Consider the following 25,504-nt stretch of genomic DNA (forward strand, 5'->3'; position numbering starts at 1 on the left):
ATGAAGGAAATTTTTGGGCAATGCAAGTGAACGCAGAACAGAGCGCGCCACGCGTTCCGGGATTGTTTTCGTTACCCCGAACATGCGCGCCAAGAAATTCTCTGATATGATCTCGGTCTTTCGACGCGGCGCACACGGTGCGTGGCGTTGGGCGGAAGGCGCATCGCGCACGAAGCAAGCCGGCATAGCTCAGTTGGTAGAGCAGCGCATTCGTAATGCGAAGGTCGGGGGTTCGACTCCTCTTGCCGGCACCAGAATTATTTGAAAGGGCAGCCCAGGGCTGCCCTTTTTTGTTGCCTGAGCCCGGGCGGAATGGACGTTGCCGATGCGCAATGTCTGATGGCACAGCAGCCGGGCGAGCTGCAACGGCGGGCCGCGGCACTATGCGCCCGTGAAAGGCGCCGACTATTCGAAGTCGGGCTGCTTTTCGGGTTGGGCGAGGTCGAACGCCGGCAATTCGCGGCAGGCTTCGTCGATGCGCACAACCGTGGGAAACGCCGACAGATCGCAATCGAAGCGACGTGCGTTGTATACCTGCGGGACCAGGCACGCGTCGGCCAGGCCGGGGGTATCGCCATGACAATAACGGCCAGTGCTTGAAGAATCGGCCAGCATGGATTCCACCGCGGCCAGCCCCAGTCCCACCCATTGTCGGTACCACTCGTTCTTGGCGTCGTCGCTGACCTGCAGATTGCGCTTGAGGTACTTGAGCACGCGCAGGTTGTTAAGCGGGTGGGTGTCGCAAGCGATGGCCTGGGCAATGGCCCGCACCCGGGCGCGGCCGGCGGCGTCGGCTGGCAGCAACGGCGGTTGCGGGTGGGTTTCGTCCAGGTATTCGATGATGGCCAGCGACTGGCCCAGGGTGACGTCTGCGTCGACCAGGGTTGGAACCAATGCGGAAGGGTTGAGCGCGCGGTAACCGTCGGACAGCTGCTGCCCCCCGTCTTTCAGCAGGTGCACGCCCAGGTATTCGTACGCGATACCCTTGATGTTGAGGGCGATTCGAACGCGGTAGGCGGCCGAACTACGAAAGTAGCTATATAACTGCATCATGTCGTCCTCCTTTTGTGGTGGCGGCGGGCGCTAGCGTGGTTCGGCGGCGTCTGGCGCTGCCTTGCGCGACAGCCCCTTGGGCAAGGGGAACGCCACGTTTTCTTCCAGGCCCGGCATGGTGCGCACCGACACGGCGCCCAGCTCTTTCAGGCGCTGCACGACTTGCTCTACGAGCACTTCGGGCGCCGACGCGCCCGCGGTGATGCCGATGCGCTGGCGACCGACGAGCCACGCGGGATCGATGGCATCGGCGCCATCGACCAGGAAGGCATCGGTACCTATGCGTTCGGCGACTTCGCGCAAGCGGTTGGAGTTGGAGCTATTGGGGCTGCCCACGACCAGCACGAGATCGCATTGGGGCGCCAGCACCTTGACAGCGTCCTGGCGGTTTTGCGTGGCGTAGCAGATATCGCTTTTCTTGGGTTCGACAATGCCCGGAAAGCGCGCGCGCAGCGCGGCCGACACCGCAGCGGCGTCGTCGACCGACAGCGTGGTCTGCGTGACGAAAGCCAGGTTGCCGGGGTCGGACACCTGCAGCCCCGCCACGTCTTCGACGGTTTCGACCAGGTACATGCCGCCCTGCGCCTGCCCCAGCGTGCCTTCGACTTCGGGATGCCCCTTGTGACCGATCATGATGATTTCACGCCCGGCGGCGCGCATGCGGGCGACTTCGATGTGCACTTTGGTGACCAGCGGGCACGTGGCGTCGAACACCTGCAGCCCGCGCGAATCGGCTTCCTGGCGCACCGCCTTGGACACGCCGTGCGCAGAGAACACCACGATGGCGCCCGCAGGCGCCTGATCGAGCTCGTCGATGAAGATGGCGCCCTTGGCGCGCAGGTCTTCGACCACATAGCGGTTGTGGACGATTTCGTGGCGCACATAGATGGGCGCCCCATGCAGTTCGAGCGCGCGCTCGACGATGTCGATGGCGCGGTCGACGCCGGCACAGAAGCCGCGCGGCTGCGCCAGGACGACTTCGGCGTCGGCCGCGGTGACCGGTCGGTTCATTACAAGACCCCCAGGATGTGGACATCGACGCGCAGCGCCGTGCCCGCCAGTGGATGGTTGAAATCGAACAATGCCCAATCGGGATCGAGCTGCTTTAGCACGCCCGAATAGCGCGCGCCGTTGGGCGCGGTGAACTCGACGAGATCGCCGGGTTCGAACGTGGCGTCGGCGCCGGCGTGTTCGGCCAGCATGGCGCGGGTGACCTTCTGGATGAGGTCGGGATTGCGTTCGCCATAGGCCTGGGCGGGCGACAGCGTGACGCTGAAGCGCTGGCCTTCGGAGCGGCCGAGCAGCGCGGTTTCGAGACCCGGCGCCCATTGCCCCTGCCCCATTTGCAGGGTGCCGGGCCGGCCATCGAAGGTATCGGCGAATACGGTGTCCTGGGCAGGGCCGGACGCCAGCGCGATGCGATAGTGCAAGGTAAGGTAGGAATCGGCCCGAACTGTGGGTACGGCCTGATCGGCGGCGGGGGTACTGCTCAAGGTGGTCACCGTGGAAAAAGTGGCGTAAACCCTGATTTTAGAACGTCTTGGCAAATGTCGGCCCAGCGCCGGCCTTGGCGGAGCCAGCGTAGAACTACGCGTGGACCAAAATGGACATACGCGCACCCTGCGCCCCGGGAGCGCGGCATAGTGACGGGCCCCGATTCCTTTGCGTGCCCCCATGCCCCTGCCCCGCGACCTTGCCCCGCACGAGCGCCCCCGCGAACGCCTGCTGCGCCTGGGACCCCAGGCGCTGCGCGACGCCGAACTGCTGGCGCTGGCCCTGCGTACCGGCACGCGGGGCCACACCGCGGTCGACATGGGCGACCTGCTCTTGCAACACTATGGCGGGCTGCGCGGCCTGTTCGGCGCCACGCCCCAGGAATTGATGTCGCAGCGGGGCCTGGGGGCTGCCAAGGCCGGCGTGCTGGCGGCCATCCTGGAACTTGCGCGGCGGGCCACCGAAGAACAATTGATGCGCCAGCACAATATGTCAGACCCGGGGCAGGTCAAGCGCTATTTCCGCACGGCGCTCTCGCACCGCGACGTGGAGCACTGCATGGCGCTGTATCTTGATAGCCAGCTCAACCTGATCGCCAGCGGCGAGCTCGCCCGGGGCACCCTGGCGCAGGCTTCGGTGTATCCGCGGGAAGTGGTGCGGGAAGCCTTGCGGCACCATGCCGCGGCCCTGATACTGGCGCACAACCATCCATCCGGCGCGGCGCGACCCAGCCAGGCCGACCGTGAATTCAGCCAGCGCCTGAAACAGGCGCTGGCGCTGGTGGACATCCGCCTTGTGGACCACCTGATCGTGGCCGGCGACACGACGGTGTCCATGGCTGAAGCGGGCCTGCTTTAGCGGCATGGCAGGCCGCGAACCAATCCGTCGGCGCCGGTGCAGCGGCGCGCCGGCAATTTCGTTAGACTGCAAGTTCCAACGATCCAGAGCACGCCCGGACGAGAATCGATGAAGCGCCTGTGGGACATTTCTCCTCCGGTATCGCCCGACTCTCCGGTTTTTCCGGGCGATACCGCTTACCAGCAACGCTGGACATGGTCGCTGGGCGGCGACTGTCCGGTCAATGTCAGCGAAATCCGGATGTCGCCGCATATCGGCGCGCACGCCGATGCTCCATTGCACTACCGCAACGGGGCCGCGGCTATCGGGGCCGTGCCGCTGGAACCCTACCTGGGGCCCTGTCGGGTCATCCATGCCCTGGACTGCGGCCCGCTGATCCGGCCCGAACACCTGGAACATGCGGCCGCCGACCTGCCGCCGCGCGTACTGGTGCGCACCGCCGAACATGCGGCGGTTCACTGGTGGACAGATGATTTCGCGGCCTACGCGCCACACACCATCGACTGGCTGGCCGAACGCGGCGTGATGCTGATCGGGCTGGACACGCCCAGCATCGACCCCGCGTCCAGCAAGACCCTGGACAGCCACCACGTCATCTTGCGGCGCGATATGCGCGTGCTGGAAAACCTGCTGCTCGATGACGTTGCCGAAGGCGACTACGAACTCATCGCCCTTCCGCTGGCGCTGGCCCAGGCCGATGCCAGTCCGGTGCGCGCGGTGCTGCGCGAACTGGGCTGATTCGCCCGTTACCATGAACCATCACCAGGGAAATGCCGCCGCACCACGGCGGCGTTCCCGATCAGGCAGGCCTTTGATGAATACGCCACAACGCCCCGAAGACATCGTCCGCGACGAACAGGCCCAGCTCGACTACGCCCAGGACATGACCTATGGCGACTATCTGCATCTGGATGAGCTGCTGGGCGCGCAACATCCGCTGTCGCCCGAGCACAACGAACTGCTGTTCATCGTGCAGCACCAGACCAGCGAACTCTGGATGAAGCTGATGCTGCATGAACTGCGCGCCGCCATCGAGCACGTTACCCAGGACCGCCTGCCGCCGGCCTTCAAGATGCTCGCGCGCGTCAGCAAGATCATGGAGCAACTGGTGCACGCCTGGGACGTGCTGGCCACCATGACGCCGCCCGAATACTCGGCCCTGCGCCCATACCTGGCAAGATCCAGCGGCTTCCAGAGCTACCAGTACCGCCAGATCGAGTTCCTGCTGGGCAACAAGAACGCCGCCATGCTCAAGCCCCACGAGCACCGGCCCGACTTGCTGGCCGCGGTGCGCGCGGCCTACGAGGCGCCCTCGCTGTACGACGAATCATTGCGACTGCTGGCGCGCCATGGCTTGCCCGTGCCGGCCAGCCACCTGCAGCGCGACTGGTCCCGGCCCTACCAGGCCGACGCCGCCGTCGAGGCGGCCTGGCTCACGGTGTACCGCCAGCCTGACCGCTACTGGGACCTGTACCAACTGGGGGAAAAACTCACCGACCTGGAAGACGCTTTCCGGCTGTGGCGTTTCCGCCACGTCACCACGGTGGAACGCATTATCGGATTCAAGCGCGGCACCGGCGGCACATCGGGGGTCGCATACCTGCGCAAGATGCTCGACATCGTGCTGTTTCCGGAAATCTGGGCGCTGCGCACGGATTTGTAGCGCGTCCGCCCGCTGGTCAGCACGGGAAATCGTGCTAGAATGCGGGGTTACTTCCTGGATACGTGGCTGTCGGGCGACCTTATGACAAGGCGATCCGTTCGGCTGGCGACCCGCAAACCTCCGGCCAGACCGGAAGAACCGGAATTCATCATGAAAGAAGGCATTCACCCCGAATACCGCGAAGTGGTGTTCATGGACGTGCAAACGGGCAACAAGTTCGTGACGCGCTCCACCATCAACACGCGCGAAACCATCGAACTCGACGGCAAGACCTACCCGTTGTTCAAGTGCGACGTTACGTCGGAATCGCACCCCTTCTACACCGGGGCGCAGACCCGCATCGTCGAAACCGGCCGCGTCGAGAAATTCCGCGCCAGGTTCGCTCGCACCGCCGGCGCAATCAAATCCGCGTCGTAAACTGCTCCTCGCCGAGGCGCAGGAAAAAGCAGCCCTAGGGCTGCTTTTTTTTCCACGCGAACTCGATCCTTCCCCGTTTGCGGGCCACCGGCCCGAGCCTGCTCGGTTACATTAGCCACGTGTCTCCCATAACGCGCTCAACCCCGGCCCGACTGACCAGTTCAGCCACCGCCAAGTTGCCCCGTCTGGTGCTGCTGGGGCTATCGCTCGCCTATATCCTGGCCGGCCTCTTCATGCGCGATCCGTGGAAGACCGACGACGCCGTCGGCCTGGCCACCATGATCACGGCGATACGCGAAGGCGGCACTACCTGGCTGCTGCCGCAGGTAGGGGAACTGGCCTTCGCCGAAGAAGGGCCGCTGATCACCTGGGCAGGCGCCCTGTGCATGTGGCTGTTCGGGCCGCTGATCGGCGATATACCGGCCGGGCGTCTGCCGAATCTGCTGTGGTTCGGCATCGCCACCGTCAGCGTATGGTACGGCACCTATCTGCTGGGGCGCCGCGCCGAGGCCCAGCCGCTGGCGCTGCCGTTTGGCGGCGAGCCGCCGCCACGCGACTACGGGCGCATGCTGGCGGACGCCGCCCTGCTGCTGCTGATCGCCACGGTCGGCATTTTGCAACGCACCCACGAGACCTCTGTGGTGCCCGCCATCATGGCGTGGCAGGCGCTGGCTTTTTATTCGCTGGCGCGCACGGTGGACCGCCCCGCATCCGGCGCGGTGACATTGGGCGTGGCACTTGCCGCAAGTTTCCTGACTCGGGGTTGGGTAGGCGCCCTGCCCATCATGCTGGGCACCGCCCTGGCGTTCGTGCCGCGCAGCGTGCTGTGGCAAAGGCGCCGCTGGCTGCCGCTGGCCGCCGGAGTGGCGGCAGCGCTGATCCTGGCTTGGTGGATACCCGCCACGCAACATAGCGAATACTGGATCAGCAACTGGAAAACCTGGAACCTGGCATCGTTCTCCTGGCCGAGCCTGGCCGATACCGGCCGCACCCTGCGCGATCTTCCCTGGTATTTGTGGCCCACCTGGCCGCTGGCGGTGTTGGCCCTGTGGCGGTGGCGCGACTGGCTGTTCGCGCCGCATATCTGGCTGCCGCTGTCACTGGCCGTGTTTGCGGCGGTGATGCTGTTCTTCCTGGAAGAACCGACCGACGCGGAGTTCATTCTGCTGGCTGTGCCCGGCTCGGTGCTGGCGGCCTTTTCACTGCCCACCTTGCGGCGCGGCGTCGTCAATACGCTGGACTGGTTCGCGGTGATGTGTTTTTCGCTTACCGTAGCCACCGCATGGCTGGGCTGGGTGGCCCTGCATTTTGGCTGGCCCGCCCAGATCGCCCGCAACATCGCGCGCCAGACAACCGGATACGAGCCGGCAATTTCATGGATGGCCTTCGCCCTGGCGCTGGTGGTGACGGCCGCGTGGGTGGTCGTGGTGGTGTGGCGGCTGCGTTCGCAGCCGGTGGCGCTGTGGCGCGGCACGGTACTGTCGGCCAGCGGCCTGACGGCGACATGGATCCTGCTGGTGTTGCTGTGGCAGCCCGCCGTGGACTATGCCCGCAGCTATCGCACGGTGTCGGGCGAGCTGGCCGCGGCGCTGGCCCAATACCGCAAACCCGGCGAATGCGTGCGCGGCCTGAGCGTGGGCAGCGGCCAGCGTGCGTCGCTGCTGATTTTCGACAACCTGACGCTGAGCTACGACTCGAAGTGCCCGCTGGTGCTGCAACAGACCTCGCGCGAACGGCTGCGCGACGGCAATGCAGCCTATAGCGAAGGCGCGCAAGAACTGTGGCGCGGCGGCCGCCGCGCCGACCGGCACGAAATCTTCCGCCTGCTGCGTATCGCACCTTCGCAATGACGTCTTCTCCCGCTACTGAAAGCGGGTTCGGCGCCACGATGCGAGGCATCGTCAGGCAGGCCTGGCCCGTGCTGATCAGCCAATGGGCCGGCATTGCCTTTGGCGTGCTCGACACGGCCATGACAGGGCATGCCAGCGCGGCCGACCTGGCCGCGATGTCATTATCGATGTCCGTCTACATCACCATTTTCGTGGGACTGATGGGCGTGGTGCATGCGCTGATTCCCATTCTGGCGCAGCACTTTGGCGCGGGCCGTCTGGCCGATGTAGGCCGCACCTGGGGCCAGGGAGTGTGGATGGCGCTGGGCCTGGCATTGGCCGGCGCCGTGCTGATGATGTTTCCCGATGGCTGGCTGTCGCTGTCGGGCGATGTGGCGCCCGAAGTGCGCGAGCGCGTGACGGGCTACCTGCGGGCATTGGCGCTGGCCCTGCCGGCCGCTCTGGTGTTTCGCACGATATACGCGCTGGGAACGGCGGTATCGCGTCCCAAGGTGGTGATGACCATCAACCTGGCCGGCGTGGGCTTGAAGGCGTTTTTCAATTGGGTGCTGATCTACGGCAACCTGGGGCTGCCGGCGCTGGGCGCGACCGGCGCCGGCCTGTCAACGGCCATCGTGTCGTGGATGAGCCTGGGCGTGGGCCTGTGGTTCGTGACGCACAACCGCTACTTCCGCCGTTTCGGACTGACCCTGGGACGGCCAGCCTGGCCCGCGCAGAAAGAACTGCTGCGACTGGGCGTCCCGATGGGCGGATCGTACCTGGTGGAAGTGTCGGCCTTCACGTTCATGGCCTTGCTGGTGGCACGCGAAGGCACCTATGTCAGCGGCGGCCACCAGATCATGTCGAACCTGGCAGCCCTGTGCTACATGATGCCCATGGCCCTGGGCGTGGCGACGGCATCGCTTACCGCGCAGGCCATCGGCGCCGGGCAGCCTGTCGCGGCGCAACGAACCGGCATGGCTGGCATGGCGCTGGGCCTGCTGGGCGCGCTGCTTACCGCGGCCGGGCTACTGGCCGGGCGCGAACTGATCCTGGCCGCCTATACCGACGACGCCAAGGTGGCCGCCGTGGCCGGGTCGTTGCTGGTGATGATTCCGCTGTTCCACTTGTGCGACTCGATGCAGTGCATCAATTCGTATGTGCTGCGCGCGTACAAGGTTGCGGTGGTGCCATTGCTGCTGCAGATCGTGGCGCTGGCCGGCGTGGGCTTGCTGGGCGGCTGGTGGCTGGGCTTCGGGCCGGGCCGCGGCGGGTTGGACTGGCTGCGGCGCATTGTGATTCCGGATTCGCCGCTGGGTGCGGGCACGATGTGGCTGATGGCCATGATCGGCCTGGGCCTTTCCACCATTCTGCTGCACGCCTGGTACTGGAAGATCGTGCGCGACTATCGTTCGCGGGCCCGCTGATCCGGCGCGGACAGGTTTTGCCCGCCCCCTGCCCCGGCCGTTGGGCGATTGGACTTGGAATCGGCAAGGACGCCGGACGCGGCGCCGCGCGCGGAAGCGTCGCGGTCGCGCGACAGTGTGCGGGATTCGCGATCGGCATCGGCGCCACGCTCACTGCCATAGGCTGGGCCACCGGCCAGCCCCAGGCATAGCGCCGATGTGGACAAGAACGCGGCGATACGAGCGGGTGTAGTCATGAGTGCCTCCTGAAACAACCGGGCGGATTGCCCGGCAGTATTGGAGCGCAAATGAAGCGGCCGGTTCGCGGCGCGCAGGAAAGTTTTGCGTGCGCTAACGGATCGTCAATATTCGCTGGCCGGCGGGGCGCCAGTTTCAGGATTCGAGTATCAAGAGCAGCACCGTGACAAACAGCATCGCGGCGAAGCAGGCGCGCAGCCGGCGTTCGGGCAGCCGATAGGCGATGCGCACGCCCATGGGCACAAACAGCAGGCTGCCTACGGCCAGGGGCAAGCCGATGCGCCAGTCGGCCTGGCCGGCCACGCTATAGGTGGTCAGCGCAACCATGGAACCCGGTATCACCATGGTAAGCGCCAGCGCCTGCGCCGTGGTCTGCGACTGCCGGAATACCGTCGTCAGGATGGGTACCGCCATCACGGCGCCGCCCACGCCGAAGAAGCCCCCCAGTATCCCGCTGGCAGCGCCCAGCAGCGCAGCGCGGGTGCGCGTGAACGCGGGGGCGTGGCCCTGCCCGGCCCTGCGCTGCGCGGCCGGGCCCTGGCGGCGCACGAGCCGGTAGACGTAGAACACGGCCACGAAGAACAGAAATACCGCAAAGCCCAGACGCAATGTGCCCGAGGGTATGCCCAGCGCCAGCCGCGCGCCCACCCAGGTGGACAAGACCGCGCCCAGGGCGCCCGCCAGTGCGACGGGCCGGTCGATGCGGGATTGCTGGTTGTACTTGCGCACGGCCATCATGATCGTGGGCAACACCATGATCATGGCCGTGCCTTGCGCCAGTTGCTGGGGCATATCGAGCAGCAGCGCCAGTGCGGGAATGGCGATCATGCCGCCGCCGATGCCCAGCACGCCGCCCAGAAATCCGATCAACGCCCCGCAGGCCAGGCAGATGCCCGCGATGATCCACAGGCTCATGCCGGGTCCTTTTTTGAATTGGTCATGGTACGGCGCGGTCAGGACAGCATCGGCGGCTAGACGGAGCGCAGCTTTTCCAGGGCGGCATCGAGACGGTCGACGGCCCAGATTTCGAGCCCTTCGATGCCTTGCCGGGGAGCGTTGGCCTTGGGTATCAGCGCAACGTTGAACCCCAGCTTGGCGGCTTCGCGCAGCCGTTCCTGGCCGCGCGGCGCCGGGCGGATCTCGCCGGCCAGACCCACTTCGCCGAAGGCGATCAATCCACGCGGCAGCGGCTTGTCGCGCAATGACGACATGATGGCCAGCAGGACCGGCAGATCGGCGGCCGGCTCCGTGATGCGCACCCCGCCGACGGCATTGACGAACACATCCTGATCGTAGGTGGACACGCCGGCGTGCCGGTGCAGCACGGCCAGCAGCATCGCCAGCCGGTTGCCCTCCAGGCCCACGGTGAGACGCTTGGGATTGGGCGCATGGGAACTGTCGACCAGCGCCTGGATCTCGACCAGCAGCGGCCGCGTGCCTTCTTGGGTGGCCATGACGCAGGAGCCCGCCACCTGCTGCTCGTGCTGCGACAAGAACAGCGCGGAGGGATTGGCCACGCCGCGCAACCCGCGGTCGGTCATGGCGAAGACGCCCAGTTCGTTGACGGCCCCGAAGCGGTTCTTGAAGGCGCGGACCAGCCGAAACGACGAATGAGTGTCGCCTTCGAAGTACAGGACGGTGTCGACGATGTGTTCGAGCACGCGGGGGCCTGCCAGCGCGCCGTCTTTGGTGACGTGGCCGATCATGACGATGGCGATGCCCGTCTGCTTGGCCAGGCGGGTCAATTGCGCGGCGCATTCGCGCACCTGCGACACCGAGCCCGGCGCGGCGGTAAGCTCGCCGCTGTACAGGGTCTGGATCGAGTCGATGACGGCGACCACCGGCTTCTGTTCGGAGACTGCGGCCTGGATGGCTTCGAGACGGATTTCTGCCAGCAGGTTGACGTTGCCGGTTTGCAGGCCCAGCCGGCGTGCGCGCAGCGCAACCTGTTCGGCGGATTCTTCGCCGGTGACGTACAGCACGTTGCTGTGCGCGGACATGGTTGCCAAGGCCTGCAACAGCAAGGTGGATTTGCCGATGCCGGGGTCGCCGCCGATCAGCACCACGGCGCCGGCAACCAGGCCGCCGCCCAGGACGCGGTCGAACTCATCCAGCCCGGTGGGCTGCCGCGGGGTTTCGCGGGCTTCGATGTCGGCCAGGCTGCGCACCGGGCTGGAACTGGCCAATGGGGCGTATCGGTGCGAGGCGGCGGCGGGGCCGCTGGCCTCGACGGTTTCCTGCAGCGTGTTCCAGGCGGAGCAATGCGGGCATTTTCCCTGCCACTTGGGGCTGGTGCCGCCGCATTCGGCACAGACATAAACGGTACGAGGCTTGGCCATGTGCGCAAGTTTACCGGCATGGCGGCACGCCTGCTGCAAATGTGCGCTGCCCGCGCGCGGATACCTTTGCTTGCAACATTGGCGCCGGGCCTTGACCCCGAATGCTCGGCTGCGGCGTTTAACCGTACAGGCCCACTTGAACAGGAACCCGCATGAAAAGCCGAACCGCCCCTGCCCGCCTGCTGTGCACCGCCGTGTCCGCCGCTCTGCTGGCGGCATGCTCGCCCCCGCCCACTGATCGCGCGACGCAACCGGCAACGTCCGCGCCCACCGATCGCGCCCGGGAAACGGCGCGGTTGGCGGCCGACAGCGCGCGCGCGCCTGCCGCGCCTGCGCCGCAGGCCACGTTGGCCGCGCCCGCACACCAGTATGCCCCACGGGCGCACGCCGAACCGGCCCCGCTCGATGGCCTGCGCCGCACGAGCATTGCCGACATGGCGCTCCCCCCCGCAGTAGACAGGGAAAACTACCAGCGCTATCGCGACAACCCCGTAGTGATCGCCCGGGAACAGCCCGTCTCGACGTTTGGCGTGGATGTGGACACCGGCTCGTACACCAACGTGCGGCGCATCCTCAACGAAGGCCGGCTGCCGCCCGCGCACGCTGTGCGCGCCGAAGAATTCATCAACTATTTCGACTATGGATACGCCGTACCGGATTCGCCGCAGCGGCCGTTTCACATCCATACCGAACTGGCTGCCGCGCCCTGGAACCCCCAGCGCCAACTGCTGCAGATCGGCGTTCAGGGCTACGAGGTAGCGCCGCGCGACATTCCGGCGGCCAACCTGGTGTTCCTGATCGACACCTCGGGCTCCATGGCCGACCGCGACAAGCTGCCGCTGCTCAAGGCCGCGCTGAGGCAACTGGTCAAGCAGCTGCGCCCCCAGGACCGGGTGGCCATCGTGACCTACGCCGGCCAGGCATCGACGACCCTGGAATCGACGCCGGGGGACCAGCAGGCCCGCATCCTGGCCGCCATCGACAGTCTGCGGGCAGCGGGAGGCACCAACGGCGCGGCCGGACTGGACCTTGCCTATGCGCAGGCGGCCAAAGCCTATGTGCCCGAAGGCGTCAACCGCATCCTGCTGGCCAGCGATGGCGACTTCAACGTGGGCACGACGGACCTCGAAACCCTGAAGGAACGCATTGCCCGGCACCGGCAGAATGGCATCGCGCTGACCACGCTGGGCGTCGGGGGCGGCAACTTCAACGACGCGCTGGCCATGCAACTGGCCGACGTGGGCGACGGCAGCTACCATTACCTGGATAGCCTGCGCGAAGCGCAGCGCGTGCTCGCCAGGGAAGTGACGTCGACCTTGTTGACGATTGCGCGCGACGTGAAGATCCAGGTTGAATTCAACCCGGCCCTGGTGGCCGAGTACCGCCTGATCGGTTACGAAAAACGCGCCCTGGCGCGCGAGGACTTCAACAATGACCGCGTGGATGCGGGCGACGTCGGCGCCGGAGCGTCGGTGACCGCGCTGTACGAAATTACGCCTGTCGGCGCGCCGGGTGCGCGGCTCGACCCGTTGCGCTATGGCCAGGCGCCACACATCGGCACACAGGGGCATGACGAGCTGGCCTTTGTGCGCCTGCGCTACAAGTTGCCTGGTTCCGCCGACAGCCAACTACTGGAGCACGCCGTCGCGGCCTCGCAAGCGCGGCAAGCCGGCTCGGCAGCCATGCAGCGCGCCGCCGCGGCGGCGGCTTTTGCACAGTGGCTGCGCGGCGGCAAATACCTGGATGGCTATACCCCGGGGCAGATCGAAGCGCTGGCGCGGCGCGCGCGCGGCGACGATGCGCACGGCATCAATACCGAGCTGGCCGCCTTGGTGGATCTGGCCGCGGGCCTGGGCGCGCCGGCCGTGCCGTGAAACCGGCGGCAGTGTGCACGCACGGGGAACCCCAATGGCGATGCCGGCGGCGGCCCCCGTGGATACGGCCGCCGTGGATACGGCCCCCGTGGATACGGCCGCGTGGATACGGCCCCCGTGGATACGGCCGCGTGGATGCAGCCACGCGGCCGAACGGATACACTCGGCCGCCATGGACATCCCCGGCGCCGACGACGAAACCCTGATGCAGGCCTATGGCGCCGGCAACATGGCCGCGTTCGACACGCTGTATGCCCGCCACCGGGCGGGGCTGTACCGCTATATTCTGCGCAGCACCCGCAATCCGCAGCAGGCGGACGATATTTTCCAGGAAACCTGGAGCCGCGTGATCCACGCCCGATCCCGTTGGGAACCGCGCGCCCGATTTACCACCTGGCTGCTGCAGATCGCGCATAATCTGATTATCGACGCCCATCGGCGGCAGCCGGCGCACGCCAGCCCCCAGGAAACCGAAACGGCGCTGGCCGCACTGGCCGTCGCCGAGCACGAACAGCCGGAACAGCAACTGTCGGATTTCCAGATGCGCCGGCGGCTGCAACTGGCCATCGAACAACTGCCCGATGAACAGCGCCACGCCATACTGCTGCGCCTGGAGCATGACCTGAGTCTGGACGAAATCGCCAACGTGACCGGCGCCCCGCGCGAGACAGTCAAATCGCGCCTGCGCTATGCCACGCAGCACATCCGCAAGGCCCTGAGCCCATGACGGCCCATTCCCGCCCCCCGCACGACGAAGATGACGACCTGGACCTGCGGGCCCTGTATCGCAGTCTGCCGCGCACCGAGCCCGCACGCGAAGTGGATGCGGCCGTGCGCGAGCAAGCCGCGGGGGCGCTGGCGGCCGACCGCCGGGCGCAGCGCCAACGCCGGCTCTGGCATCCGGGCTGGGGAGTGGCGGCGTCCATCGTGCTGACCGCCAGCCTGTTCCTGCTGGTGGATCCGGACGACCGCGACCCTGCCGTGATGCACGATGCCCAGGTGGCCAATGCCCCGCCGCCGTCCGCCGCACCCGCACCCGCGCCGGCCGCGCCGGCAAGGATGCGTCAGCTTGCGCCGCCGGCAGCGCAAGGGTATGCGCAGGCGCCCCGGCCCGCCGAGGCGCGGCCGTCGATCGAGCGCGCGGATCGCGAACCCAGCATGCAGGCGCGCAGCGCGGATACGGCAAGCCCGGATGCGGCCAGTGCGCAGGCCCAGATCGAGGCACGCATCGAACACATACGGGCCTTGCTGAAAAGCGGGGAAAAGGAGGCCGCCACGCGCGCCGCCCGGGCGTTGCACGACGCGCACCCCGCGCTGGCGCTACCCGCCGACCTGCAGCCGCTGCTTGGGCAAGCCGAGCAATAAGCCGCCCGGGCTTTGCTAGCGGCCTGCCAGGCTGCCGCCCCCGTCTATGCCCAGCACCTGGCCGGTGATGAAGCCTGCGTCGTCGGACAACAGAAAGGCAATGGCCGCGGCGACCTCGGCGGGGGTGCCCAGGCGTTTCATGGGAATGGACGCCACCGCGCGTTTTTCGGCGTCGCTGCCGGCCGGCTGCGCCACGCGGAACAGTTCGGTTTCGATAGGCCCCGGGGCCACGGCGTTGACGGTGACGCCATATTCCGCGAGTTCGAGCGCCCAGGTGCGCGTGCAGCCTATCAGGGCGCTTTTGGCGGCGGCGTAGCTGGTGCGCTCGTGGCCGCCATGGATGACGCGGCTGGACACATTGACGATGCGGCCGGTGCGCCGCACTTTCATGGATTCGACGAAGGCCTGCGTGACCTGCACGGCCACGCGCACGTTCAGATCCATGACGTGATAGAGCGAAGCCAGGTCGATTTCGCCCAACGGTTGGGGCCGCACGATGCCCACATTGTTCACCACGGCATCGACCGGGAATTTTTCGCGGATTTCGCGCAGCACTTCTTCGGTGCGGCCCGCGTCGGCAAGGTCGCAACCATACAGATAGCCGGGAAAATCGACGTGGTCGGTATTGCGCGCAATGCCCACGACATGACAGCCGAGGTCGGCCAATCGCTGGGTAAGCGCCCAGCCGATGCCTTTGGTGGCGCCGGTAATCAGCACGCATTTGTCTTTCATGGGATTCCTCGCTTGGAAGTGATCACGGGCCGTGGGTAACGGGCACCCGCGGGGCCAACGCGCACAGCAGTTCGTATCCGATGGTGCCGGCGGCCGCGGCGACTTCATCGACCGCAGGGCCGTCCTGGCCCCATAGCGACACCGGCGTGCCGACCTCTGCCGCCGGAACCGGATCCAGGTCGACCATGAGCATATCCATGGACACGCGCCCCACCAGCCGAGTGCGCACGCCGCCCACCACCACGGGCGTGCCGGTGGGCGCATGACGCGGATAACCGTCGGCATATCCGCAGGCCACCACGCCGACCCGCATGGGGCGGTCGGCACGGAAGATGGCGCCGTAGCCGACCTCGGCGCCGGCGGCCAGATGCTGCACGCCGATGAGCTGGGAACGCAGCGACATGGCGGGCCGCAGGCCCAGGCTGCCGGCGGGAACATCGGCGAAGGGCGATGCGCCATAAAGGCAGATACCCGGCCGCACCCAGTGCGGCCGGTCGTCGCGGGCCACCGCGATTTCGGGATAGCGCAGGGTAGCCGCGGAATTGCACACGCTGACCGGACCGGGCAACGCCTGCGTGGCGTCGTTGAATGCCTGCAATTGCTCGGCCACACCCTGCGCACCGTCGGCGCAGGCGAAGTGGGTCATTTTGCCGATGCTGCCCAGCACGCCCTGGTCATGCAGTTGCCGGGCGCGCGCGTGCGCGCTGGCATAAGCAGCCGGGCTGAAACCCAGGCGGTTCATGCCTGTATTGAGCTTGAGCATGATGTCGATGCGGCGCGACAGCCGGGCGCGCGCCAGCATGTCGAACTGTTCACGGGTATGGACCGTGACGGCAAGATGGTAGCGATCGACGATGTCGAGGTCGGCCGGTTCGAAAAAACCTTCGAGCAACAGGATGGGACCGCCCCACCCGGCTTCGCGGCACCGCACGGCCTCGGAGAGATCGAGCATGGCCAGGCCTTGCGCGGCCGAGAACCCGGCGACCGCGGCTTCGATGCCGTGGCCATAGGCATTGGCCTTGATTACCGCCCAGATGGAGGGCGCACTGCCCCCCGCGGCCTGCGCTGCGTGGTCGAGCGTGCGGCGCACCACGTCCAGGTTATGGGCCAGGGCCGACTGCGAAATGAATGCTTGTATGGGACGAGGCATGGGAACAATCCAATGGCGCCTAGTCTAACTGATCTGGCTGGGCGCCGGCCATGCGCGGGCGCGTCCGATAAAGCACCCTAAAATACCCGTACGGTGGCCATGGGGCCGCTGCTTGTTTCCTGTATGGCTGTCGATCACTACGAGAATTTCCCGGTGGCGTCGCTGCTGCTGCCCGCGCGGCTGCGCGGCCCCGTTGCCGACATTTACCGGTACGCGCGGGCGGCCGACGACATCGCCGACGAAGGCGATGCGAGCGACGCCGAACGTCTTGCGCGCCTGGCCGAGTTCCGCGCCGAATTGCACCGCATCGGCGCGGAACCCGGCACCGTGCCCGAAGCCAGGCCGGAGCTGGAGCGCATTTTCGCGCCGTTGGCGCGCACCATCGCCCGGCATCAGCTGCCCATCACGCCGTTTTTCGACCTGCTGTCGGCATTCGAGCAGGACGTCACCGTGCACCGCTACGACGACTACCCGCAGCTGCTGGACTACTGCGCCAGGTCCGCCAACCCCGTGGGCCGGCTGATGCTGCACCTGTTCCAGGCCGCCACGCCCGAGAACATCGAACAGTCGGACGCGGTCTGCACCGGCCTGCAACTGGTGAACTTCTGGCAAGATGTGCGCATCGACTGGCGCAAGCGGCGCGTGTACCTGCCGCGCGCCGACATGACGCGCCACGGCGTTACCGAAGACGACCTGGCAGCCTGCCGGCTTACGCCCGCCTGGCGGGCGTTGATGGCATTCCAGGTCGAGCGCACACGCGCACTGCTACACTCTGGCGCTCCGCTGGCGCGCCGGCTGCCCGGACGCATCGGGCTGGAATTGCGCATGGTGGTCAACGGCGGGCTGCGAATTCTTGAACGCATCGAGCATTGCGGCTACGACGTGTTCATGAACCGCCCGCAACTGCGCGCGCGCGACTGGGCCATCATGTTGTGGCGGTCGATATGATCCGCGCCGCGGCGCGCCCGATACGGTAGCGATTTGATGGGATACCCGCCAATTTATGACGCCTGACGAGTACTGCCAGGAAAAGGCCGCCAAGAGCGGTTCGAGTTTTTATTATTCGTTCCTGTTCCTGCCGCCCGAACGCCGGCGCGCCATTACCGCGCTGTATGCGTTCTGCCGCGAGGTCGACGACGTGGTGGACGAATGTTCCGACCCGTCGGTGGCGCGCATCAAGCTGGCATGGTGGCGCACGCAGGTCGACAACCTGTTCGCGGGCCAGGCCGAACACCCCGTGATGCGCGCACTTGTGCCGCACCTGGCCAGTTGCGCCATTGAACGCGACCGCATGCAGGCCGTTATCGCCGGCATGGAAATGGACCTGGACCAGACCCGCTATCTGGATTGGCCGGCGTTGCGCAAATACTGTTGGCACGCCGCCGGCGTGGTCGGCGAATTGTCTGCGGGGGTGTTCGGCTATTCCGACCCGCGCACGCTCGAATACGCCACCAAGCTGGGCCTGGCGTTCCAGCTCACCAATATCATCCGCGACGTCGGCGACGATGCGCGGCGCGGCCGCATCTATCTGCCGATCGACGAGCTGCAGCAGTTCGATGTCAAGGCGGCCGAAATTCTCAACGGCACGTACTCGGACCGCTTCTCGGCGCTGATGCAGTTCCAGGCCCGCCGCGCCCGCGAACTGTACCGCGAAGCCATGACTAGCCTGCCCGAAGCAGACCGGCGCGCGCAAAGGCCAGGGCTGATGATGGCCGCGATCTACCACGCGCTGCTCGACGAGATCGAGCGCGACAACTGGCAGGTGCTGCATCAGCGCATTTCGCTGACCCCCTTGCGCAAGCTGTGGCTGGCCTGGAAAACCTGGGTCGGCGGAGGCCGCGGCCTGGTGCGCCGCCTGTCGAAATGAAGGTCGCGATCATCGGCGCCGGCTGGGCCGGCCTGGCCGCCTGCGCCGCGCTGCGCGAAGCCGATGCGCAGGTCACGGTATTCGAAGCGGGGCGCACACCGGGCGGGCGGGCCCGGCGTGTCGCGCATCCCGCCTTTGGCGCGCAGATCGACAATGGCCAGCACATCCTGCTTGGGGCATATGACCAGACTCTGGCCCTGATGCGCCGCGTGGGCCGCAACCCCGACGCGCTTCTGATGCGCCGGTCGCTGCGGCTGGCGAGCCTGGACGGCAGCTTCCGGCTGTCGGCGCCGACCCTGCCGGCGCCCTGGCATGCACTTGCCGCGCTGCTGACTTCGCGGGGCCTGGCCTGGCGCGAACGCCTGGACGCGGTGCGCATGATGCAGGGGCTGCGCGCCATGGACTGGCTGCCGCCGCGCGACTGGACCGTGTCGCAGTTGCTCGAGCATTTTCGCCAGCCCGCCCGCCTGGTGAGCCTGATGTGGGAACCGCTGTGCCTGGCGGCGCTGAATACGCCGCCGGCCGAGGCCAGCGCCTTGCTTTATTCGCGCACCTTGCGCGACAGCCTTGCCGGCAGCCGCCGCGACAGCGACCTGCTGCTGCCCTGCGTGGACCTGTCCGCCCTGTGGCCCGACGCCGTGGCCCTGCGCGCCAACATGCGTTATGGCGCCACGGTGCGCCACCTGGTGCCACTGCCCGAAGGCGTGGACGTCAACCGCGAGCGTTTCGACGCCGCCGTGCTTGCGGTGCCTCCGTCGGTCGTGGCGCGGCTGCTGGGCGATGCATTGCGCGCAATGGGCTCTACGGGGCTGCTCAAGGCCTTGCAGGCCTTTGACTATCTGCCCATCGCCACGCTGAACTTGCGCCTGGCCGGGCCCTGGTCATTGCCCGAGCCCATGATGCTGCTGCGCGAAGACCGCCCCCGCGGCCACGTGGGCCAATGGTTGTTCGACCGCTCGCGGCTGACGGGGCGCGGCCCCTGCAGCGAGCTGGCCGTGGTGACCAGCGCCGCGCGCAGCCTGGTTGAAGCAGACCGCGCCACGGCCATCGCCGCCCTGACCGCACAGATCGCCGAGCAGGCCGCCCGCCATCCCGCACGGCTGCCGCCGATGCCCGCCGCGGACGCGGCCGAACTGTTCATCGAAAAACGCGCCACCTTCGCGGCCGTGCCCGGCCTGGCCCGGCCCCTGAACACCACACCCTGGCCGACGCTTGCCCTGGCAGGCGACTGGACCGACACCGGGTATCCCGGGGTGCTGGAAGGCGCAGTGCGCAGCGGCCTGCAGGCCGCGCAAGTGATACTGCAGGCGCGCCGGCGTTAAGGGCGCGCCCGCGTCAGCGCAGCGCGTGCACGCTGGCCACGCCCAGCGCAGTCAACGCCAGAGAGCCGGCCAGGCTGGCGGCCACATACCCCAGTGCGCTGCCCAGCGCGCCGCGCTGGAGCATGGCGATCGCTTCTGCCGAAAAGGTTGAAAACGTGGTGAGCCCGCCGAGAAAGCCCGTTACCGCCGCCAGGCGGATCCATTGCGGCCATTCGGGGTGCATGGCCAGTACCGCCAGCGCCACGCCTGCAAGATAGCCGCCGACTGCATTTACCGCCAGGGTGCCCCAGGGCCACGCGGGCCCGTTCAGCCACACGGCCATCATCCAGCGCGCCAGGGCGCCCAGGGCGGCGCCCGCGGCCACCGCCAGGATATGCAAGGGAATAAATGCCTGTGCCATATTTTTGAGACTCATTCTCATTTAATGATAGAATCCGCAGCCTTCATCCCTGATACGCCATGGACGGTCACCCCTCTTCGCGCCGGCGAGCCTATTGGCTCAAGACTCTGCATCAATGGCATTGGATCAGCGCCGCATTATGCCTGGTGGGCATGCTGCTGTTTGCCCTGACCGGGCTGACGCTGAATAACGCCGGCCTGATCGAAGCGACCCCGCACGTTACCACCCGGCAGGGGCAACTGCCACCGGCCGTGCTGTCCGAACTGAAGGCGGCCGCGGCCGAATCGCCCGCGGCCGTGCCCGCCGGCGCGGCCCGTTGGCTGGCCCGGGAGCTGGACGCGCAGGTCGGCAGCCGCCCGGCCGAATGGTCTGCCCGCGAGCTGTATGTTTCCATGCCGCGCGCCGGTGGCGACGCCTGGCTGTCCATCGACCTGGGCGACGGCGCCGTGGAGTATGAACGCACCGACCGCGGCTGGGTGGCGTTTCTGAATGACCTGCACAAGGGCCGCAATACCGGCACTGCCTGGAGTTGGTTCCTGGACATTTTTGCCGTGGCCTGTCTGGTGTTTTCGCTGACGGGGCTGGTATTGCTGCAACTCCATGCGGGCCAGCGGGCTGCAACGTGGCCGATGGTGGGGCTGGGCGCGCTGGTTCCGCTGCTGCTGGCTCTGCTCTATATCCACTGAATCATTGAAAAGCAAAAGTCTGGAGAAGTCATGCGCAAGCTACTGATGTCGGCACTGCTGGCCGGGCTGGTTGCCCGGACGGCGCACGGCGCCGACCTGGGCGTCAATGTCGAGATCCCCCGCCTGAACGTGGCCGAATACCATCGGCCCTACGTTGCAATCTGGCTCGAGAATGCCGATCAGGGCGTGGTGTCGGACCTGGCCGTCTGGTACGACGTCGCCATGAAAAACAACGAAGGCACCGAATGGCTCAAGGACATGCGGCAGTGGTGGCGTCGCAGCGGCCGCAACCAGCAATTCCCGGTGGATGGCGTCAGCGGCGCCACGCGGCCGGCCGGCCGCCATGACCTGGCCTTCTCCGGCGCCGCCAAGCCCCTGGCGGATCTGGCGCCGGGCCGCTACGCGGTAGTGGTCGAGGCCGCCCGCGAAGTCGGCGGGCGCGAACTGGTGCGCGTGCCGTTCGACTGGCCGCCCAGCCAGGCGGCAAGCATGTCGGCCAGCGGCGAACACGAACTTGGCGCCATTGTCGTCAGCCTGAAACCCTGATCCCTACTTTTGGACTGGACTCCGATGAAAACCCGTATCCGAATTGCTGCCGCCCTGGCGCTGGCCCTGCCTGCTGCCGCCCTTGCCCACGACCTGTGGATGCTGCCGTCTTCCACCGTGCTGTCCGGCACGGACAGCTGGATCACGGTGGACGCGGCGGTAAGCAATGACAAGTTCTATTTCAACCACGCGCCCCTGCGGCTGGACAACCTGCAGATCGCCGCGCCCGACGGCAAGCCGGCCCAGGCCCAGAACCTGGCCCGCGGCAAGCTGCGCAGCACGTTCGACCTGCAGCTGAATCAGCCGGGCACGTATCGCATCGCCGTGGTCAATGACGGCGTGTTGGCGCGCTGGACGCAGGACGGCCAGCCCAAGCGCTATTTCGGCAAACCCGAAGGCCTGGCGGGCGCGGTGCCCGCACAGGCGCAGGATCTAGAGGTGTCGCAGAACGTCGGGCGCATCGAGACCTTTGCCACCGCCGGCAAGCCCACCGAATTGCAGCAAGTGGGCAAGGGCCTGGAGCTGGCGCCTGTGACGCACCCGAACGACCTGTACAGCGGCGAGACGGCCACGTTCAGGATGCTGATCGACGGCAAGCCCGCCGCCGGCCTGGAAGTCACCATTGTGCCGGGCGGCAGCCGCTATCGCGACAAGGTCGACGAGATCGACGTGCAGACCGCCCAGGACGGCACGTTCAAGGTGCAATGGCCGCAACCCGGCCTGTACTGGGTGGAAGCCCGCGCACAGGACGAGCAGACCACAGTGCCCCAGGCCACCAAGCGTCGCCTGTCGTACGCCGCCACGCTGGAAGTTCTGCAGCCCTGATCGCCGCCGTGCCGTCCTACGCGCCAGCCGGCGCCGGCCCGGCGTCGTTGCCCCATGCGCCCGCCGCGGCGCCTGCCGGCTACGGCGCCATGCCAGCGTTCGGCCTCGCCTCGCCCGCCGCCCTGGCGGGCGCCACCATGGGCACCACCTGGTCGGCCCGTCTTGCCGTGCCGCCGGGAATCACGCCGGCCATGGCGAAAGCGGCCATCCAGAACGCGCTGGATACCGTCGTCAGGCAGATGAGCACCTGGGACGATGGCTCCGACCTGTCACGCTTCAACCGCGCCGCGGCAGGCTGGCAGCCCCTGCCCGCGCAATGCCTGTATGTGCTGCGGCACGCACTGGAACTGGCGTGCCGCACCGATGGCGCCTATGACCCCACCATAGGCCCGCTGGTCAATGCCTGGGGCTTCGGCCCACCGCCGTACGCCAGCGAGCCGCCCTCGGCCGACATGTTGCGCACGTTGATGCAGCGTGTGGGCTGGCAACGCATCACGCTGGACGAGCGCGGCGGCCGCGCGTGGCAGCCCGGCGGCGCCTGCCTGGACCTGTGCGGCATCGCCAAGGGTTACGGCGTCGATCACGCGGCCGCCGCGCTCGACGGCCTGGGCATTTCCCACTATTTGATCGAAGTGGGCGGAGAACTGCGCGCCCGCGGCAGCAGGCCCGATGGCCTGCCCTGGCGGATAGCGGTCGAGGTGCCGGATGGCAGCGAAGACCACGTGCTTACCCTGCCCTTGTTCAACCGCAGCATCGCCACGTCGGGCGACTACCGCCGCTATCGCAAGGCCGCCGGCCTCCGATACGCCCACACCATCGACCCGCGCACCGGACGCCCGCTGGACGGCGGCGTGGCATCGGTTACTGTCGTGCACGGCAGTTGCATGCAGGCCGACGCGCTGGCCACGGCGCTAAGCGTACTGGGCGCGCGCGACGGCCTGGCCTATGCGCGCCGCCATCAGGTCGCGGCGCTGTTCGTGCTGCGCGACGGCGACCAATTGCGGCTGCAGGCCAGTGACGCGTTCTCTTCGCTGGCCGGCCGGACAGCGCCATGACGCCGCGCCTGCTCGGCGCCTGCTGCGCCATCGGCTTATGGTTGCTGCTGTGCCTGTGGGCGTGGCGCCAGTCACGCCGGCGGGCGGCGCGGCTGGCCCAGGCCGGGCGCGACCTGCGTGCGCCGGCCGACGAGACCGCGGTGCTGGTGGCGCACGCCAGCCAGACAGGACAAGCCGAAGCGCTGGCCGCGCAGACGGCCGAAACCTTGCGGCGCGGCGGGCTGCCCGCCCGCGTCGCGGCGCTGGGCCAGCTGGATCCCGCGTCAATGAGCCGCTACAGGCGGCTGCTGGTGGTGGCCAGCACCTATGGCGAGGGCGACCCGCCCGATAACGCCGCCTTGTTCGTCGAGAAGGTGATGGCCGCGCAACAGGCGGGCACGCTGGCGCTGGCTCACTTGCGTTATGCCGTGCTGGCGCTGGGCGACAGCAGCTATCGCCATTTCTGTGGATTTGGCCGGCAGGTTGACGCCTGGCTGCGCGAGCACGGCGCAAGGCCGCTGTTCGACCGCGTCGAGGCCGACAAGGCCGACCCGGCAGCCCTGCGCCACTGGCAGCGCCACCTTGGCCAACTGACCGGGTGCGCCGGCCTGCCCGATTGGGAAGCGCCAGCTTATCAACCCTGGCGCCTGGCACGGCGCAGCCTGCTGAACCCGGGTAGCCAGGGCGGGCCCTGCTTCCATCTGGAACTCGAGCCACTGGGCGAGCCATCGGCCTGGACGGCGGGCGACATCGCCGAAATCGCGCCGCGCGATGGCCGCGGCGGCGCATTGCTGCCATACCGCGCTTATTCCGTTGCATCGGTGCCAGCGGACGGCGCGCTCCACCTGCTGGTGCGGCAAGTGCGCGACGCACAGGGCCGATTGGGCCCAGGCAGCGGCTGGCTGACCGAACTGGCGCAGCCAGGCGACACGATAGACCTGCGCCTGCGCTCGAACGCGAACTTCCACCCGCCCGCCGACGGACGGCCATTGCTTTTGATCGGCAACGGCACCGGCCTTGCCGGCCTGCGCGCCCTGCTCAAGGCGCGCATCGAGGCCGGCCATGACCGCAACTGGCTCGTGTTCGGCGAGCGCCAGGCCGAGCATGACTGGTTCTACCGCGCCGAGATCCAGCGATGGCTCGCGCAAGGCCGGCTGCAACGCCTGGACGCCGTGTTCTCGCGCGATGCGCCGACACGGCGCTACGTGCAGCATGCGCTTGCCGATGCCGCGGCCGACGTGGCCGCGTGGGTACGGGCCGGCGCCGATATCTACGTATGCGGCAGCCTGCAGGGCATGGCGCAAGGCGTGGACGAGGCGCTGGCCGCGATACTGGGCGAAGAAGGCCTGGCCGGCTTGCGCCGGGCCAACCGCTACCGGCGCGACGTGTACTGACGCGCCGGGCCTGCCGCCGCGCGGGCGCCTACTGCAGCTTGATGCCGGCCTTGGCGATGACCTCGCCCCAGCGATCTTTTTCGGTCTGGATCTGCTCGCCGAATTCGGCGGGCGTGTTGCCCAACGGGAAAGCGCCCGTATCCGCCAGCTTCGCGGCGGTGGCGGGATCGCGCACGGCGCGCGCGAACGCGTCGGCCAGCTTGTCGCGTATGTCGGCCGGCAGCCCTGCCGGCGCCACGACGCCATACCACGCCGTCACGTCGTAGTTGGTATAGCCCTGCTCGGCGAAGGTCGGCACGTCGGGCAGCTGCGGATTGCGTTGCGTGCCGGTGATGGCCAGCGCGCGCAGGTGGCCGCTTTTGACGTACGACTGCGATGAAGGGAAGTTATCGAAAATCACCGGCACGATGCCGCCCACCGCATCGGTCAATGCGGGCGCCGAACCACGATAGGCGATGCTGTTCATCTTGGCGCCCGTGATCTGCAGGAACCACGTCATGCCCAGATCATTGACGCCTCCTGCCCCGGCATTGGCGTAGCCTTCCACGCCCGGCCGGGCGCGCACGTATTCCACGAACTCGGCCAGCGTGCGCGCCGGATATGACGGATGCACACTGAGGATGTTGGGGCTGGTGACCAGGTTGCTGACCGGAGTGAAATCCTTGATCGGGTCGTACGGCAGCTTGGGAAACAGGTGCGGCGCGGTGCCATGCGTGCTGACGGTAGCCAGCCCGATGGTGTAGCCGTCGGGCTTGGCGCGCGCGGTGGCGGTCATGCCGATGGTGCCGGATGCGCCGGTACGGTTCTCGACCACGATCTGCTGGCCCAGGATTTCACCGGCCTTGGCCGCGGCCACCCGGCCCACTACGTCGGTGGGGCCGCCCGCCGAGAACGGGATGATGAGGGTAATGGGCCGGTCTGGAAACTCGGCGCGGGCCGCAGGCAGCGTCGCCAGCATGGCCAGCAAGAGCAGCGTCTTGCGGATGTTCATG

At 67.5% G+C, this 25,504-nt stretch carries 27 protein-coding genes and 1 tRNA gene; 18 read left to right on the forward strand and 10 right to left on the reverse strand.

Translation table 11 applies throughout. The features are described 5' to 3' along the window. The first annotated feature begins 178 nt into the window (after positions 1–178). A tRNA-Thr gene (locus CAL18_RS10920) sits at positions 179–254 on the forward strand. 151 nt (positions 255–405) lie between these two features. Here the strand turns inward: CAL18_RS10920 and maiA are convergent. Genes maiA through CAL18_RS10935 form a run of 3 tightly spaced genes read right to left on the reverse strand, consistent with a single transcriptional unit; the run spans position 406 to position 2,546 of the window. Further along, positions 406–1,050: a maleylacetoacetate isomerase gene (gene maiA / locus CAL18_RS10925; RefSeq protein WP_094817891.1), complete on the reverse strand. Its 645-nt coding sequence runs from the start codon at positions 1,048–1,050 to the stop codon at positions 406–408. Between the two features lie 33 nt (positions 1,051–1,083). Then, a complete protein-coding gene (gene ispH, locus CAL18_RS10930) occupies positions 1,084–2,064 on the reverse strand; it encodes a 4-hydroxy-3-methylbut-2-enyl diphosphate reductase (protein ID WP_094796797.1) in 981 nt (326 codons plus the stop codon). Then, on the reverse strand, positions 2,064–2,546 hold the full coding sequence (locus CAL18_RS10935; RefSeq protein ID WP_094817850.1) for an FKBP-type peptidyl-prolyl cis-trans isomerase: 483 nt from the start codon (positions 2,544–2,546) through the stop codon (positions 2,064–2,066). The genes ispH and CAL18_RS10935 overlap by 1 nt, the downstream gene beginning before the upstream one ends. 181 nt (positions 2,547–2,727) lie before the next feature. Here CAL18_RS10935 and radC point away from each other — a divergent pair, with 181 nt between their 5' ends. The 6 genes from radC to CAL18_RS10965 all read left to right on the forward strand — a co-directional run bounded on the left by radC (position 2,728) and on the right by CAL18_RS10965 (position 8,741). Beyond that, complete coding sequence (gene radC / locus CAL18_RS10940; protein ID WP_094817851.1) at positions 2,728–3,405, forward strand: RadC family protein; 678 nt, start codon at positions 2,728–2,730, stop codon at positions 3,403–3,405. Between the two features lie 108 nt (positions 3,406–3,513). Then, positions 3,514–4,143, forward strand: a complete 630-nt coding sequence (gene kynB, locus CAL18_RS10945; protein ID WP_094796799.1) for an arylformamidase — start codon at positions 3,514–3,516, stop codon at positions 4,141–4,143. 76 nt (positions 4,144–4,219) lie between these two features. Next, entirely contained in the window at positions 4,220–5,068 is an 849-nt protein-coding gene (kynA, locus tag CAL18_RS10950) for a tryptophan 2,3-dioxygenase (protein WP_026638765.1), read from the forward strand. Positions 5,069–5,218: 150 nt separating this feature from the next. After that, positions 5,219–5,485, forward strand: coding sequence for a type B 50S ribosomal protein L31 (locus CAL18_RS10955; RefSeq protein ID WP_026638766.1), 267 nt, complete (start codon positions 5,219–5,221; stop codon positions 5,483–5,485). Positions 5,486–5,604: 119 nt separating this feature from the next. Then, a complete protein-coding gene (locus CAL18_RS10960) occupies positions 5,605–7,335 on the forward strand; it encodes an ArnT family glycosyltransferase (RefSeq protein ID WP_026638767.1) in 1,731 nt (576 codons plus the stop codon). Beyond that, positions 7,332–8,741, forward strand: a complete 1,410-nt coding sequence (locus tag CAL18_RS10965) for an MATE family efflux transporter (RefSeq protein ID WP_026638768.1) — start codon at positions 7,332–7,334, stop codon at positions 8,739–8,741. Before CAL18_RS10960 ends, CAL18_RS10965 begins: the two co-directional genes overlap by 4 nt. Here the strand turns inward: CAL18_RS10965 and CAL18_RS10970 are convergent. The 3 genes from CAL18_RS10970 to radA form a co-directional block, all read right to left on the reverse strand. Beyond that, positions 8,720–8,977, reverse strand: a complete 258-nt coding sequence (locus CAL18_RS10970) for a hypothetical protein (protein WP_094817852.1) — start codon at positions 8,975–8,977, stop codon at positions 8,720–8,722. The genes CAL18_RS10965 and CAL18_RS10970 overlap by 22 nt on opposite strands. 136 nt (positions 8,978–9,113) lie before the next feature. Next, a complete protein-coding gene (locus CAL18_RS10975; RefSeq protein WP_094796803.1) occupies positions 9,114–9,893 on the reverse strand; it encodes a sulfite exporter TauE/SafE family protein in 780 nt (259 codons plus the stop codon). Between the two features lie 56 nt (positions 9,894–9,949). Further along, on the reverse strand, positions 9,950–11,317 hold the full coding sequence (gene radA, locus CAL18_RS10980) for a DNA repair protein RadA (protein WP_026638770.1): 1,368 nt from the start codon (positions 11,315–11,317) through the stop codon (positions 9,950–9,952). A gap of 152 nt (positions 11,318–11,469) precedes the next feature. Between radA and CAL18_RS10985 the strand changes: the two genes are divergently transcribed. The 3 genes from CAL18_RS10985 to CAL18_RS10995 all read left to right on the forward strand — a co-directional run bounded on the left by CAL18_RS10985 (position 11,470) and on the right by CAL18_RS10995 (position 14,556). After that, positions 11,470–13,191 carry a vWA domain-containing protein gene (locus CAL18_RS10985; protein WP_094796804.1) on the forward strand — a complete coding sequence of 574 codons (1,722 nt, stop codon included), beginning with the start codon at positions 11,470–11,472 and terminating at the stop codon, positions 13,189–13,191. Positions 13,192–13,363: 172 nt separating this feature from the next. Next, complete coding sequence (locus CAL18_RS10990; protein WP_026638772.1) at positions 13,364–13,918, forward strand: RNA polymerase sigma factor; 555 nt, start codon at positions 13,364–13,366, stop codon at positions 13,916–13,918. Continuing rightward, positions 13,915–14,556: a hypothetical protein gene (locus CAL18_RS10995; RefSeq protein ID WP_094817853.1), complete on the forward strand. Its 642-nt coding sequence runs from the start codon at positions 13,915–13,917 to the stop codon at positions 14,554–14,556. The genes CAL18_RS10990 and CAL18_RS10995 overlap by 4 nt, the downstream gene beginning before the upstream one ends. Positions 14,557–14,571: 15 nt before the next feature. On the opposite strand, the gene CAL18_RS11000 is transcribed toward CAL18_RS10995, so the two are convergent. Together CAL18_RS11000 and alr are read right to left on the reverse strand one after the other, a co-directional pair. Next, positions 14,572–15,288 (reverse strand): SDR family oxidoreductase, encoded by a 717-nt coding sequence (locus tag CAL18_RS11000; protein WP_026638774.1) that lies wholly within the window; start codon positions 15,286–15,288, stop codon positions 14,572–14,574. A 22-nt stretch (positions 15,289–15,310) separates the two neighbouring features. After that, positions 15,311–16,438 carry an alanine racemase gene (gene alr, locus CAL18_RS11005; RefSeq protein ID WP_094817854.1) on the reverse strand — a complete coding sequence of 376 codons (1,128 nt, stop codon included), beginning with the start codon at positions 16,436–16,438 and terminating at the stop codon, positions 15,311–15,313. Between the two features lie 123 nt (positions 16,439–16,561). Between alr and hpnC the strand changes: the two genes are divergently transcribed. Genes hpnC through hpnE form a run of 3 tightly spaced genes read left to right on the forward strand, consistent with a single transcriptional unit; the run spans position 16,562 to position 19,627 of the window. Next, a complete protein-coding gene (gene hpnC, locus CAL18_RS11010; protein WP_094796807.1) occupies positions 16,562–17,386 on the forward strand; it encodes a squalene synthase HpnC in 825 nt (274 codons plus the stop codon). A 55-nt stretch (positions 17,387–17,441) separates the two neighbouring features. After that, entirely contained in the window at positions 17,442–18,305 is an 864-nt protein-coding gene (hpnD, locus tag CAL18_RS11015) for a presqualene diphosphate synthase HpnD (protein ID WP_026638777.1), read from the forward strand. Then, the gene (gene hpnE, locus CAL18_RS11020; RefSeq protein ID WP_094817855.1) at positions 18,302–19,627 is read left to right on the forward strand and encodes a hydroxysqualene dehydroxylase HpnE; all 1,326 of its coding nucleotides are present in this window, start codon (positions 18,302–18,304) and stop codon (positions 19,625–19,627) included. Before hpnD ends, hpnE begins: the two co-directional genes overlap by 4 nt. 13 nt (positions 19,628–19,640) lie before the next feature. Here hpnE and crcB read toward each other — a convergent pair whose 3' ends face one another. Continuing rightward, the gene (crcB, locus tag CAL18_RS11025; RefSeq protein ID WP_094817856.1) at positions 19,641–20,027 is read right to left on the reverse strand and encodes a fluoride efflux transporter CrcB; all 387 of its coding nucleotides are present in this window, start codon (positions 20,025–20,027) and stop codon (positions 19,641–19,643) included. A gap of 59 nt (positions 20,028–20,086) precedes the next feature. Between crcB and CAL18_RS11030 the strand changes: the two genes are divergently transcribed. From CAL18_RS11030 to CAL18_RS11050, 5 genes are all read left to right on the forward strand, one after another. Beyond that, complete coding sequence (locus CAL18_RS11030; protein ID WP_094817857.1) at positions 20,087–20,713, forward strand: PepSY-associated TM helix domain-containing protein; 627 nt, start codon at positions 20,087–20,089, stop codon at positions 20,711–20,713. Between the two features lie 30 nt (positions 20,714–20,743). Further along, positions 20,744–21,259 (forward strand): DUF2271 domain-containing protein, encoded by a 516-nt coding sequence (locus CAL18_RS11035; RefSeq protein ID WP_026638781.1) that lies wholly within the window; start codon positions 20,744–20,746, stop codon positions 21,257–21,259. Positions 21,260–21,283: 24 nt separating this feature from the next. Beyond that, positions 21,284–22,084: a DUF4198 domain-containing protein gene (locus CAL18_RS11040; RefSeq protein WP_026638782.1), complete on the forward strand. Its 801-nt coding sequence runs from the start codon at positions 21,284–21,286 to the stop codon at positions 22,082–22,084. Between the two features lie 89 nt (positions 22,085–22,173). Next, positions 22,174–23,139, forward strand: coding sequence for an FAD:protein FMN transferase (locus tag CAL18_RS11045; protein WP_094817892.1), 966 nt, complete (start codon positions 22,174–22,176; stop codon positions 23,137–23,139). Further along, positions 23,136–24,512: a sulfite reductase subunit alpha gene (locus CAL18_RS11050; protein ID WP_094817858.1), complete on the forward strand. Its 1,377-nt coding sequence runs from the start codon at positions 23,136–23,138 to the stop codon at positions 24,510–24,512. Before CAL18_RS11045 ends, CAL18_RS11050 begins: the two co-directional genes overlap by 4 nt. A gap of 28 nt (positions 24,513–24,540) precedes the next feature. On the opposite strand, the gene CAL18_RS11055 is transcribed toward CAL18_RS11050, so the two are convergent. After that, positions 24,541–25,503, reverse strand: a complete 963-nt coding sequence (locus CAL18_RS11055) for a tripartite tricarboxylate transporter substrate binding protein BugE (RefSeq protein WP_038852069.1) — start codon at positions 25,501–25,503, stop codon at positions 24,541–24,543. Between the last annotated feature and the right edge of the window lies 1 nt (position 25,504).

Origin of the sequence: Bordetella genomosp. 7 (assembly GCF_002261415.1) — a bacterium.
In the GTDB taxonomy this organism is placed as follows: Bacteria; Pseudomonadota; Gammaproteobacteria; order Burkholderiales; family Burkholderiaceae_B; genus Bordetella_A.